The organism is Melghirimyces algeriensis (assembly GCF_900182565.1).
Taxonomy (GTDB): domain Bacteria; phylum Bacillota; class Bacilli; order Thermoactinomycetales; family DSM-45169; genus Melghirimyces; species Melghirimyces algeriensis.
Map to the genome: position 1 here is coordinate 1 of NZ_FXTI01000016.1, position 12,800 is coordinate 12,800.

Here is a 12,800-nt window from a genome sequence, read left to right on the forward strand (position 1 = left end):
GGGGCTACATTTCGAGCTTGAAACGCTCAAATGAATCGACAGGTCGTTCATTCGCTCTTCAGTTTTCAAGGAACGCTTTTTCGCTGTCTGTCGCATGTTTCCGCGACTGCCACTCGTTCGTAGCGACAAGATCTATCTTATCACCCTCAGTTGATCTTGTCAACAACTTTTTTTGATTTCTTTTGTTGCCGCTCAGGCTGTTGATCCTCATCTTGCGGCGACAAGTAATAATATATCATGGCCTTTTCATTTGGTCAATACCTTTTTTTGATTTTTTAGGGGTGAATGAGAAACACCTTGACTGCGATCAAACATAAAACCCCTGGAACCCCTAAGATCCCTGTAATCAACGAAGTGACAGGATTAATGGGAATTCGAAAATCCACCCAATCCCCCGCGAGATTTAATAAAAACAGCACAACACTTCCGATTGCCGTATATAACAAGCTGTACCAAAGCCACCAAAGTGGCTTAACAAAGGACTTACTGATCAACATAAACGCAACCATCCCCCCAACAGCCGCCATCACCCACCAATGGATCTCCATTCGCCTCACCCTTTGTCCGATGATTTGTACAAGCATATGACATTTAGAGTTTGCTTAGAACCTGATAAGGCTTTTGATCAAATGATTGGGCGATAAAGCTTCCCAGATTCAGCTTTTTTGCTTGGTGGCCGGAGACAGGGGGGAGCGCTTCAATGGATCGCTAAAATTATAGGAAAGGAAAATCCTCTAACCTTCAACTCACCAAATCCAGTATTACTGATACGACATTATTAAGGATGTGAAACAATATCGGAGCCCATAAACTTCGGAAAAGAATATAAAGAGTGCCAAGTATCAATCCCATCACAAATAACGGTGCAAAAAATACAACGTCCACATGAAACAGAGCAAACAAAGTGGAAGAAAAAAGAACCGAAGCCACCTTTCCCACTTTGGGCAGAAGAACCCCCTGCAACACGCCACGAAACGTTATTTCCTCTGCGATGGGTCCAATGACACCGATCAACAGCAGTTGTCCCCCGGCATAGATCCATCCATGGCTTACTGCACGATTAATCCCATCTGTAATGCTGTGCTCCCTCCAAGATTGGATCTCCAAGGAAAAAAAGCGAGCCACCGGTTCGGTAACCAAAGGGTCCAACAGAAAATAAACAAACAGATACCCTACCCCAACCGCGAACATCATTGCAAGCCAATGCCGGGCAGGTAATCCACAGAACCCCACTTGACCAAGGCACCGTCTAAACAAAACGAAAGCCAAGGCCATCATCAACAGGTGAGGCAGGTAGGGCAGCAAAGTGGAAAGCCCTCCTCCCATTTCACCGGGCAGCAGATCGTACAGGATGAAAAAGCCCAAACTAAGAACTTGAGACCATGCAAAATAATAAGCCAGGTCCCGTGGGCGAAGCGTTTCGTTTCTCCTGTTCCTTTCATATCCGAACTTCTCACCCAAACTGGTACCCAAAAAGAGAAGTACTCCCAGAAACGTAATTCCCATCCATAAAACATACTGGATCATAAACCAAGAGCCCGGTGATGTTCCTTCGGTCACTTGCCACAGTCCATTGTTGCTCTTGTGCCACTGAAGGGCGGAAAATTCCAAAGGAATCATATAGAAGTAACTGAGACATAGAATCCAAGCAGCTCCCAATCGAATCTTGGATACGGTGGAACCGTTGCCCGGATTCGGCCCAAAATCCGGAGAAGTCTTTCGGGAGGAAACATGGGGTAACATCTAAGAACCTCCTTCATCATTGCATCATTGACCCAACTCTTTGAAGGATCAATATTTAGATCTCTCTTCGTCCCTCCAGTGCTTTGGTCAATGTTACTTCATCCGCATACTCCAGATCCCCACCAACAGGAAGGCCGTGTGCAATCCGAGTCACTTTCAATCCAAAAGGCTTCACCAACCGTTGAATATACATGGCGGTTGCTTCCCCTTCTATGTTTGGATTGGTTGCAAGAATCAGCTCTTGCACGGTTTCATCTTCTAAACGTTTTAAAAGATCCGGAATGCTTAATTCATCAGGCCCAATTCCTTCCATTGGAGAGATGGCACCGTGTAGAACATGATAAAGCCCGTGATACTCCCGTGTGCGTTCCATCGCAATCACATCTCTTGGGTCCTGTACCACACAGATGGAGGCACGGTTTCGACTTTTATCACGACAAACGGAGCAGACCGACTGATCCGTAATATTACTGCATACCTGACACTTTTTAAGATCTCTCTTGGCACGGACCAAGGCTTTAGCCAGGTCCATCACGTCCTCCTCTTCCATCCCCAGAACAAAAAAAGCCAAGCGCTGAGCCGTTTTGGGTCCAATGCCCGGCAAACGCATAAAACCGTCAATCAGCTTGGATATAGGGTCCGGTACATTCATGGAAACACCTCCCGACAGGATCGATCCTTTGATACAAGAAAAGCCTGTTCATCAGAACAGGCCTGGGATATTAAGGCCACCGGTCAATTTCCCAATATCTTTGTTGACCAAATCATCCACTTGTTTCATCGCTTCATTAAAGGCTGCCGTCACCATATCCTGTAACATCTCCACATCTTCCGGATCGACTGCTTCCGGATCGATCTCCACATTCAGCACTTGCTTGTGCCCATTCATAGTTACCTTCACCACTCCGCCACCGGCTGTTCCTTCCACTTCCTTTTTTCCCAGTTCCTCCTGTGCCTTTGCCATTTGTGTCTGCATTTTCTTCATCTGCTTCATCATCTGATTCATATTCTTCATGATTCAAAGATCCTCCTTATCAATCAATCCGTAATCTCCACCATATCTTTTCCAAACCATTCCACTGCACAATCCACCGGATCACTTGTCCCAGCGGAAGTGTTCGGCTGGCCGGAACCTCGGTCATTCACTGCTTCTTCAGAAACAGATGGCTTGGATGACCTGCGGGATTGTTCCCAATCCGCCTTCATTACTGTGGTCAATTGCAACGGAAAACCCAAGACCTCCTGTATCACCTGTTCAATTAAGGTTTTATGGGTCTTCTTTTCCGTTGTATCACGATGAATCTTGTTTTTAAACGCAACTAAAACACGTTCATCTGTAGCTGCAACGGGTTCACCATCAATTAGCCAGGCATGAACCGTAATCTTCTGCTCCTTGACCTTGGCCAATACTTCCGGCCAGCTTCGGATCAGTTGTTGCAAACGCTCAGGCGAGCTCTCTTGCAAAAACGCTCCCAGTCGTTCCGTTCCCGCCAGCTTTTGATTATTGGATGAACCCGGACTTTTTATCGTTTCATCGGATTGGTCCGACAATGGTTTGCTCCGCTCGGAAGGTCGAACACGGCTGAGCTCTTCCACTTTTTGTTCCAGTTTCTTCAGCTGCTGCTGTAAGCGGATCGTTGTTGCTTGGTCCTCATTGGAGCGATCTGTTTTTGGGGATTCCTGCTGACAAAGGCGTACCAGTGTCATCTCCATGACAACCCTGGGCAGTGCAGCCCATTTCATCTGTTGTTGCGCTTGAATCAATGTATCCAGCATCGTCTCCAATCGTTCAACCGATGTCTGCTCTGCTAAAGATGACCACTGACTTTCCCCTGCCAAGCGCTCTTTTACTTCCTGCAATTCCGGAGCTGCCAAAAGCAGAAGAAGATCACGGGATGATTGAATGAGGTCATGGACCAGCCGTTCCGGTTCCAAGCCATCCATCAACAATTCATTCACGGTTTCCAACGCCATGGTAAGGTTCTGATCCAGGCAAAACCCCATTAGTTCCCTGAGAGTGGACCGGGATACTGAACCTGTAACAGCGGCCACTGACGATTCATCCACTGTTTGGTCCGAAAAGGCAAGCACTTGGTCCAATAGACTGAGCGCATCCCGCATCCCTCCATCAGCTACTTGAGCAATCGTAGCCAACGCTACTTCATCCGCTTCAATCCCCTGGGATTGACAGATGGTTTGCAAATGGTGCAACATATTTCTGGCCGTATGCCGCCGAAAGGAAAATCGCTGACAGCGTGAAATAATCGTGGATGGCAATTTATGTGGTTCTGTAGTCGCTAAGATGAACAGGACATGCTCAGGTGGTTCTTCCAGGGTTTTAAGAAGCGCATTAAACGCCTCTGCAGTCAACATATGAACCTCGTCCACAATATATACCTTGTAACGAACCTCCGAAGGTGCATATTTCACTTTATCCCGAAGATCCCGAATTTCATCCACTCCCCGATTGGATGCCGCATCAATTTCCACCACATCCATCAGAGAACCATCCATAACCTTGCGACAAGCTTCACAATGATTGCAGGGTTCCGCTGCCGGCCCATCCAAGCAATTGACTGCTTTGGCCATAATTTTGGCCGCACTCGTCTTACCTGTCCCGCGGGGACCACTAAATAGATATGCATGAGAAAAATGCCCTTCGCGAAGCGCATTCTTCAGAGTCGTGGTTACATGATCCTGTCCAATCAGGTCTTCAAATGTCTGCGGTCGCCAAACACGGTACAACGCCCGATAGGACATGAGCACCCCCCCATCTCTTCCCTATCGCGGCAGAGCGCATGATAGCATGATAGATGATGTACATATCATACTACAGAACAGTCGATTTTTCCAAAACAATACCCCGCCCAATCACAGACGGAGTCAACCAGAAAAACAGGGGAGTTTAATGCGGAATACAGCACCTGTTTCTCCTGAAGAAACCTGTATATCCCCTTTGAGATCTTGGATAATTCGTTTGCATACGGGAAGACCGAGCCCGGTTCCATTTTCCTTTGTCGTATAAAATGGATCAAAAATTTTATTCATCGCTTGTGAAGAAATCCCAGGTCCGTTGTCCTGAACTTCCAACGTTAAAAAATCATCGTTGGGCAGGAAGATTAACCGAATGGACAAGATTCCTCCTTCATCCATCGCTTCAATTCCATTTTTGCAGAGATTGAGAATCACCTGTTTCAACAGTTCTTCCCCGGCCCAAACTGGGCGGCACGGTTTTTCGGGGGAAATATACCGCACCTCAATATTGTGGAGAAGGGCCTCGTTTTCAATAATCGGCAAAAGCTCTTGGATGACCTGATCCATCTTTACTGGATATCTTTTCAGACTGCGGGGTTTGTTTACTCATCATCAGAAACTCTCCGACCAGATTATTGATCCGATCGATTTCCCGGAGCATAATTTCCGTATATCCCTGACCTTTCAAATCTTTTTTCTCATCGGAAGAATGCCTCATCACCTGCAAAAATCCCCGGATAGAAGTCAGAGGATTTCGGATTTCATGCGCAGTCCCCGCTGCAATCTGACCGATCATCGCCAAGCGGTCCGTCTGACGCACTTGCATATCCAACAGATAGGATTGTGTCACATCTGTTGTGATCAAAAGTGTATCGGATGGAGTACCGTCATTCGGTTTTTTTCCAATGATTTTGTGATCCATATGAATGGCAAGCGAGCGGTTTTGATCTACCCAGCAAGCAGAAAGTCCGTGAAAAGGTTCCCCACGCAAAATCCGATTCCGAATATCATTTAATCCTTCATCCTCACCCGGATGCACAAAAAGACAATCCACAACCTTTCCAATGACCTCGTCCTTTTTTACACGAAACATTCTGCACGCTTCCGGGTTGATTTCCATCACTTTTGAATGACGAAGGAGTATCACTCCTTGGGTGAGTTCATGAAAAATTCGATCTGCATATTTTGTCAGAAGGTTGGAATGCTCCTCTTCTGGAATTGTTAGCAACAAATGGCGCCACCCCCTGGGAGTTTTTCCGCTGAGAAGCTGAATATCGGCGACCATAGGGGATGATCCAACGGGAAACAACATCCCCTTGATCGAACACAGGGGCGTTTCGTGGACTTCCATCGGTTGGTTCAATTCTGATATCTCTTGAGGGAGCATCAAAAAACGGTCCAGTGAATTCCCGATCACTTGTTCCTTATCCATCCGAAGCTTCTCTAAAAGGCTCCGGCTCACCGCCTCGACAATCCCCCGTTCATCGACGGCCACGGCGAGTTGGGGCATCTTTTCCACCCAAGACATCTGTTCTCCCGGATGCATGTTGAGATCGAAAGCGATAGAAAGCTTACGATCTCTTTTATCCCCGTTATACTTCACTGGAAGCACCTCTCACCAACAAATGACCGATTTCAAGCAACCAATATTCTTCCTCAATACTCTATAATTCGTCTTCATTTGCTAACCTCCTGCTAAAGAAAACAAATTCCATGAAACCAATAAAAATAAACAAAATAAAAAAGCGCATAACCTGTCGGTTATAGCGCTTCTACTATGTACACCGCGCCCCGCCATTGATCTTCTTCGCCTAGGCGGGCTTCATGTGATCCGCTCAGATCAGGCACTCCTGCGGCACACGGAAGATTCCCCTTAGTGCTGCTTCCGTCAGGACCTGACACAGTTCGGAGATTTCCGTTGCGCAGGACCTGTTCGTCAACACTTCTCACATGAACCGGACCCCACACAATGAAGACCGCTGACGGGTATTCGATCCCGCTAAGGCGGATTGCAGGCTACAGGGCACCGCCAGCTCCCCATCTAGCGCGGCTTTCCCATTATAACACACAACTGTTGCTTACTCAATGAAAAGAATGGAGTTAAAAAGAAACGAACCGCTGACGAACCGCCAAAAAATGAAGAAAAAACTCTTTCATACCATTAAAATAATTAATAAATCCATTATTTACAAGGAGTTGAAAACCAATGCCTATGATTCAGCGGAAATGTATAACAGGGCTTTTATGTTTCGTTATCATTCTGATATTCATGGACAACATATCGTTTATCGATTTCTGGTTGCACCTACATCTCACATTCCCATCAATCGTGATCTATGGAGGCATCATTTCCTATTATGCGGAAAAACTGGCCAAACATCGTCTGTGGCTCTCTTTGCTTTACCATTGGTTGGGAGGGATTCTTTTTCCCCTTGTCGCGTTTATTGTCACCTTACAATTTAACCTTCAATATTCGGCAATTGACGTACAAACCCTGTTTACTTTTCCCAGTGTTGTCATCGCCTTTATTTACTGGGTGATCGACCGAATCCTATTTTATGTAAGCCGGTATAAAAAAAGAGGGTTACAATAACGCATTTAATCCAAATTGCTGTGCATCCTTCTACATATATTTTCTATAGTAGCAAAAGAACCAATTATTGAAATAACAAGATTCGACAGGTATAGTAGTATAGTCAAAATAATTGAAGGAGATGGAAGGATGGACGACAATCATTCATATGAATCGGCTCAGAGTCGTGCCAAGTGGGTACAGGGATTATTTATAACCTATATCATTCTCTATCTAATTGAAGTTCCACTCTTGATCATGGAAAATTCCAGTTTATCCAATCCATATGAAATATTCCTAAATAAGGATTCAACTTACTTCACCGTGGTCAAAATCAAGGCACTGTTGGCCTTATTCCAAATTCCGCTCTTTATTGCTATGATCGTTGCTTTTTGTATGTGGGTTCATCGTATCCACCGCAATCTTTCATCCCTGGGAGCAAAAGATCTAAAATTCACACCTGGATGGGCGGTAGGCTATTATTTCATTCCCATCGCCAACTTATTCCAACCCTTTCGCGCAACCCAAGAAGCATGGAAAGCCAGTGATCCATCAGTGGAAACCAAACCAAACACCTCATGGAAGTCGCAAACCGCTCCCGGCTTTATCTTGGCATGGTGGTTGGTGTTTATTGTTTCCAATATCCTATCCAACAGTGCATTCAGAATGTCCCTACGTTTGGAAGAGACCATTGAAAACATGATCTTTATAAACAACATGTATCTTTTCAGTGATCTGGTTGATATCGTTTCTGCTCTTTTAGCCATGTTTGTAGTATGGAAACTGACAGCACGGCAGGAGGAACGGCACCGTCTTCTGTCTCAATCGGGGGAATCCCAACAACAAACCATCCAACCGTAACTCTTTCTAGTACTTGGATCGGCAAGAGAAGATGAAAAAGCCTCACCGCCCAAGGCCCAAATCACGGCAAAGGGGGTGGGGCTTATGATAAAATGATGCGACAGACATAATAAGGGAGGGTATGCTGTGACGACCAAAGCATTTGAAAAGCATTTGAAAACTGCAAACGACTTACAAACGACATATGCCGAATATAGAGCTGGTTTCATAGCCTTCGCCTTAGAAAAAAACAAACGGTCTACCCCATATATTGAGAGAGCTAGAGCATTAAAATCTGCTGCATCTTCAGCAGAAACTCCGGAAGAATTACTTGAAATCCATGATATACAAGACGCTCTGTTATATGCCTCTGGAATATCAGACAAAGCTAAGAAATTCTTGACAGATGTTAATAAAAAAGAATCCATTGAAAATTTAATCGAAAATTTTTTAAAGCCCGCTGGAGATGAATTTATCGATGAGCTCGTTTTTCGCTACTTGTTGTTCCAGGGAGACTCTCTCGGCGGAAGTATGAGAAATATTGCCGGAGCTCTTGCCCAACAAAAGTTAACACGATCAATCATTGCAGCCTTGGACATTGCGAATATCCCCTATAAATGGTTAGATTCGCGTAATAAAAAATATAACTGGTTAGATAAGCCGGAAGACGATTATGATATTGAAATATTTGCCAAGGGAATTAGCTGGAATCATAACGGTACTCCACGAACCTTAGTGTATAATATTAATGTCCCTTTGGTACGAAAAAATGTAGACATTTGTTTATTTGATTGTGAACCGGATATATATGTTTCTCAAAAAATCAACAAACAACCCAAAAGATATTTGTTACTAGGAGAATTAAAAGGTGGAATTGATCCAGCAGGTGCAGACGAACACTGGAAAACAGCCAATACTGCCCTTTCGAGAATTAGAGATAAGTTTCAAGAAAAGGGATTGAGACCAAAAACCATCTTTATTGGTGCGGCGATCGAAAAAAGCATGGCAATAGAAATCTGGAATCAATTACAGTCTGATCTCTTAACCAATTCCGCTAATTTAACAAAAGCAGAACAAGTCAGTTCTCTCTGCAGATGGTTGATTCACCTTTAATCTTGGAGGAAGGCTTCCATGAAATATGAACAAATAGAAATGGACTTATCACTAGATCATACGAATAACAATATAAACTTTGATTCAGACTATTTTTTACATAACTTTTCACACAACCATATTGCACCTGAATCTGAGCGTCAAAAGTTAGAGAAAAAATATATCAGAATTGTTGAGGTAACAGATAAGTTCAACAGGAGGATTGTAAGTTATCAGGCAAATAAAGAAGAGTCGATTCATAAGTGGATCAAATACAAAGAGGGTTTTTCATCAAGTTTAGTTAAGACACTCATTGATGAGTTTGGTTTATCTCAGGGAGATACATTATTAGATCCTTTTTTAGGCTCTGGTACAAGCAGTCTTACAGCAAATACATTGGGAATAAACAGTATAGGAATTGATATCCTTCCCATATCTCACATAGCAACTCAAGCAAAATCCTTTGTATATGATTACAATCTTAAAGAACTCGGTCAGGTATACCAAGAGATTGAAAAACTAGTCCCCAAGGATATTGGTAAACATTTTAATCACTTGGCGATTACTAAAGGTGCATTTCCCAAAACAACCGAGCAAAACCTCTTGTTTTTCACAGATTGGAACAACAATTCATCGTATAGTCATGAAACCAAAACACTTATTAAGCTAATTTTAACAAGTATATTAGAAGAAGTAAGTTACACAAGAAAAGATGGACAATACCTTCGTTGGGATTACAGATCATCTAAAGTGATTGAAAGTAATAAAAAAAGGGCTCTAAAAGGAAAACCCCCCATTAAAACGGTTCTAGATAAAGGAAAGCTTCCTACAGTTAAAGAGTCTCTATTAAGTGCTTTAGGCATAATAATTAAAGATATTAAATCAATTCAAATGCAACAGTCCAAAGTGCCTTCACACAAATTGATTAAAGAGAGTGCTCTTAGTGCGTTACCTAAAATAGAGGATGATACGATTGACGGCGTAATCACTTCTCCTCCATATTGCAATCGGTATGATTACACAAGAACTTATGCACTTGAACTGGCTTACCTCGGTGTAGATGAGAAAAAGATTAGACAGTTAAGACAGGCTCAACTATCCTGCACCGTGGAGAATAAATCCAAATTGGAACAACTAGAAGATTATTATCAAAGATTGGGGCTTGAAAAACGATACGAAAAAATTCATAAAGTGATAAAAGAAAACAGCGTATTAAATGAGGTAAACCAGGCTTTATATTTACGTAACACCAACGGTGAAGTAAACAATAAAGGGATTCTCTCGATGGTAAACGGCTATTTTGTTGAACTATCCTTTATTTTTTATGAGTTGTTTCGAATCTGCAAATCAGGTGCAAAAGTCGCTTTTGTCAATGATAATGTCCGGTACGCCGGAGAAATTATCCCTGTAGATTTTATATCGACAAAGATCGCCGAAGATATTGGATTTACTCCACTTAAAATATATACCCTTAAGCAGAAAAAGGGGAATAGTAGCCAACAAATGAGCAGATATGGAAAAGTCGCTCTACGCAAGAGCATCACAATATGGGCAAAACCTTAAATACGATTCTTACGGGAAAGGGGGTGAGTATATAAAACGGCTTCAAGTATTGCGGTGATGATCGTCGCACTTGTGGCTATGCTTGCCTCTTACCCAGATTGAGCGAAAAAAGCGGTCACCGGAAGAAGCAGCACCGCTTAGTATGTCATGCCAATCATACAAAAAGAAGCCGCCCAAAAAACTGGACGACTTCCGTTTTAGCAAAGGTTATGGCGGAGAGGGTGGGATTTGAACCCACGGTACGGCGTAAACCGCACAACGGTTTTCGAGACCGCCTCCTTAAGCCACTCGGACACCTCTCCATACCTGACGATTAATAATCATACCTGAAAAAATGGCATCAGTCAAGGTTGATTTTCTCTCAACCTCTGATGAATTTCCCTTTCACCCTTTACGGTAGGTTTCTTTTGATGCTTTTCCGTTTGCGCAGTTTTCGAAAGAAATCAGTGAGAAGTTCTGCACATTCCTCTTCCATGATCCCGTTGATTACTTCCGGTTGATGATTGAAACGCGTATCCTGCAACAGATTCATCAATGTCCCGGCACAACCGGCTTTGGGATCATACGCTCCATACACAACTGAATCCAACCGCGCCAATATAATCGCACCTGAGCACATGGGACAGGGTTCCAATGTAACATACAGATGACACCCTGTCAGCCGCCAGTCACCCAATTGTTGAGCCGCCTGTCGAATCGCAATCATTTCCGCATGAGCTGTGGGGTCTCCGTCCGTTTCCCTCAGATTGTATCCACGACCCACAATTTCTCCATTTTGAATGATCACCGCTCCAATTGGCACCTCGCCGATCCTTTCCGCTTTTTCAGCTTCCGCCATCGCTTCTTTCATCCATCGATCATGCCTCACTGCCACACCTCCTTCCCGGTTGGATGAGACACTATCCTATATTTTCAGGCTCACACCGTTGGCAATATCCAAAGATCTCAAATTTATGGTCTGTAATCATAAAATCCTTTGGCTCTCCAAGAATGGCATCCATGGGACAAACATTGATACGCCGGGTTCGGCCACATTCTTTACAAATCAGATGATGATGGTGATGATCACCCCCACAGTGCAAGCGGTAACGGCGTTCTCCTTCCCATTCCGTTCCCTCTACAATTCCCAGCTTTTCAAAGAGGGAAAGATTGCGGTATACCGTATCCACACTTAATCCCGGATACTCTCCCTGCATTTGTTCCAGTACTTCTTTCGCTGTCAGATAGCGGTCTTCACCTGTAAAGATTTGGACCAACTTTTCCCGTTTCCCAGTATATTTGTACCCTTTGGACTTTAATCGGTTTAGCGCTTGGTGCAAGTTCACGATGACCCCTCCTGATGCCGGGAATGCGTCCGACTTTTGATCTGTCTGTTCACAACATGCATCAACCGTTTTCCGCTGCTCACAAGAATGAGGATGAAAACAGAGACCAAGACAATCGTTCCACCAGAAGACCAATCAAAATAGTAAGCTGCAGCCAGTCCACTTAAAACAGACACCTGGGAAAAAGCAATCGACCAAAACATGGCTTGACGAAAGCTGGAAGCCAATTGAAGACTCGCGGCTACCGGAAGTGTGATTAAACCGGAGACCAGGAGAATCCCCACCACCCGGATGGATGCCGTAATCAATAAAGCAATCACCAAGTTGAACAGGATATTGATACTGCGACGAGGAATGCCGGACAAGGCGGCGCTTTCTTCATCAAACGAAAGAGCAAACAGTTCCTTATAAAACAGAAGAATGACAGTGGTTACCAGAATTCCTACACCAATAATCACATGTAATTCCGATTCACCGACAGCAAGAATGCTGCCAAAAAGATAACCAGCCACATCAACGCTAAAGCCGTCCGCAGCACTGATCAAGACCACACCCAGACCAATCCCCCCGGACAGGATGACCGGGATGGCCAACTCCTGGTACGAGCGGTAAAGATGTCGAAGCCGGTCCACAAAGATGGAAGCTGTCAATGAAAAAACCATTCCCATATACAAAGGATTCCATGATTGAAAAACGGGAAACTGTTTTTGCAAAAGAAGGCCGGCTGCCACTCCGGACAATGTAACATGCGACAGAGCATCCGCAATCAATGATAACCTTCGTACCACCAAAAAAAGACCCACCATTGGAGAAATGACTCCAATGATCATCCCTGCAATCAACGCCCTCTGCATAAAGTCATAGTGAAGAATCATTTCTATCATAACAGAGGATGTGTGTCATTCACATCC

14 protein-coding genes, 1 tRNA gene and 1 other RNA gene are annotated in these 12,800 nt (G+C 44.1%); 4 read left to right on the plus strand and 12 right to left on the minus strand.

The annotated features are described in order from the left end of the window. Nucleotides 1–275 precede the first annotated feature (275 nt). From FN782_RS15625 to ffs, 8 genes are all read right to left on the minus strand, one after another. Nucleotides 276–548: a pro-sigmaK processing inhibitor BofA family protein gene (locus tag FN782_RS15625; RefSeq protein WP_185956373.1), complete on the minus strand. Its 273-nt coding sequence runs from the start codon at nucleotides 546–548 to the stop codon at nucleotides 276–278. Nucleotides 549–741: 193 nt separating this feature from the next. Beyond that, entirely contained in the window at nucleotides 742–1,743 is a 1,002-nt protein-coding gene (locus FN782_RS15630; protein WP_142506737.1) for a CPBP family intramembrane glutamic endopeptidase, read from the minus strand. 55 nt (nucleotides 1,744–1,798) lie between these two features. Next, on the minus strand, nucleotides 1,799–2,395 hold the full coding sequence (gene recR, locus FN782_RS15635; RefSeq protein WP_142506738.1) for a recombination mediator RecR: 597 nt from the start codon (nucleotides 2,393–2,395) through the stop codon (nucleotides 1,799–1,801). Nucleotides 2,396–2,446: 51 nt separating this feature from the next. Beyond that, nucleotides 2,447–2,758, minus strand: a complete 312-nt coding sequence (locus tag FN782_RS15640; protein ID WP_142506739.1) for a YbaB/EbfC family nucleoid-associated protein — start codon at nucleotides 2,756–2,758, stop codon at nucleotides 2,447–2,449. A 23-nt stretch (nucleotides 2,759–2,781) separates the two neighbouring features. Beyond that, nucleotides 2,782–4,503 (minus strand): DNA polymerase III subunit gamma/tau, encoded by a 1,722-nt coding sequence (gene dnaX, locus FN782_RS15645; RefSeq protein ID WP_142506740.1) that lies wholly within the window; start codon nucleotides 4,501–4,503, stop codon nucleotides 2,782–2,784. A gap of 123 nt (nucleotides 4,504–4,626) precedes the next feature. After that, nucleotides 4,627–5,064 carry an ATP-binding protein gene (locus FN782_RS15650; protein WP_142506741.1) on the minus strand — a complete coding sequence of 146 codons (438 nt, stop codon included), beginning with the start codon at nucleotides 5,062–5,064 and terminating at the stop codon, nucleotides 4,627–4,629. Beyond that, on the minus strand, nucleotides 5,027–6,100 hold the full coding sequence (locus FN782_RS15655) for a histidine kinase dimerization/phospho-acceptor domain-containing protein (RefSeq protein WP_142506742.1): 1,074 nt from the start codon (nucleotides 6,098–6,100) through the stop codon (nucleotides 5,027–5,029). The genes FN782_RS15650 and FN782_RS15655 overlap by 38 nt, the downstream gene beginning before the upstream one ends. 181 nt (nucleotides 6,101–6,281) lie before the next feature. After that, an RNA gene (gene ffs, locus FN782_RS15660) (signal recognition particle sRNA large type) lies at nucleotides 6,282–6,547 on the minus strand. Between the two features lie 156 nt (nucleotides 6,548–6,703). Between ffs and FN782_RS15665 the strand changes: the two genes are divergently transcribed. From FN782_RS15665 to FN782_RS15680, 4 genes are all read left to right on the plus strand, one after another. Next, nucleotides 6,704–7,090, plus strand: a complete 387-nt coding sequence (locus FN782_RS15665) for a hypothetical protein (RefSeq protein WP_185956374.1) — start codon at nucleotides 6,704–6,706, stop codon at nucleotides 7,088–7,090. 129 nt (nucleotides 7,091–7,219) lie between these two features. Then, nucleotides 7,220–7,930 (plus strand): DUF4328 domain-containing protein, encoded by a 711-nt coding sequence (locus FN782_RS15670; protein ID WP_142506744.1) that lies wholly within the window; start codon nucleotides 7,220–7,222, stop codon nucleotides 7,928–7,930. A 126-nt stretch (nucleotides 7,931–8,056) separates the two neighbouring features. After that, nucleotides 8,057–9,022 carry an AvaI/BsoBI family type II restriction endonuclease gene (locus tag FN782_RS15675; protein WP_142506745.1) on the plus strand — a complete coding sequence of 322 codons (966 nt, stop codon included), beginning with the start codon at nucleotides 8,057–8,059 and terminating at the stop codon, nucleotides 9,020–9,022. Between the two features lie 18 nt (nucleotides 9,023–9,040). Then, nucleotides 9,041–10,564 carry a DNA methyltransferase gene (locus FN782_RS15680; protein WP_246064994.1) on the plus strand — a complete coding sequence of 508 codons (1,524 nt, stop codon included), beginning with the start codon at nucleotides 9,041–9,043 and terminating at the stop codon, nucleotides 10,562–10,564. A 210-nt stretch (nucleotides 10,565–10,774) separates the two neighbouring features. On the opposite strand, the gene FN782_RS15685 is transcribed toward FN782_RS15680, so the two are convergent. From FN782_RS15685 to FN782_RS15700, 4 genes are all read right to left on the minus strand, one after another. Further along, nucleotides 10,775–10,866, minus strand: a tRNA-Ser gene (locus FN782_RS15685). Nucleotides 10,867–10,955: 89 nt separating this feature from the next. Next, a complete protein-coding gene (tadA, locus tag FN782_RS15690; protein ID WP_142506746.1) occupies nucleotides 10,956–11,432 on the minus strand; it encodes a tRNA adenosine(34) deaminase TadA in 477 nt (158 codons plus the stop codon). A 31-nt stretch (nucleotides 11,433–11,463) separates the two neighbouring features. Beyond that, nucleotides 11,464–11,889 (minus strand): Fur family transcriptional regulator, encoded by a 426-nt coding sequence (locus tag FN782_RS15695; protein ID WP_142506747.1) that lies wholly within the window; start codon nucleotides 11,887–11,889, stop codon nucleotides 11,464–11,466. Continuing rightward, entirely contained in the window at nucleotides 11,886–12,773 is an 888-nt protein-coding gene (locus FN782_RS15700) for a metal ABC transporter permease (RefSeq protein WP_142506748.1), read from the minus strand. Before FN782_RS15700 ends, FN782_RS15695 begins: the two co-directional genes overlap by 4 nt. Between the last annotated feature and the right edge of the window lie 27 nt (nucleotides 12,774–12,800).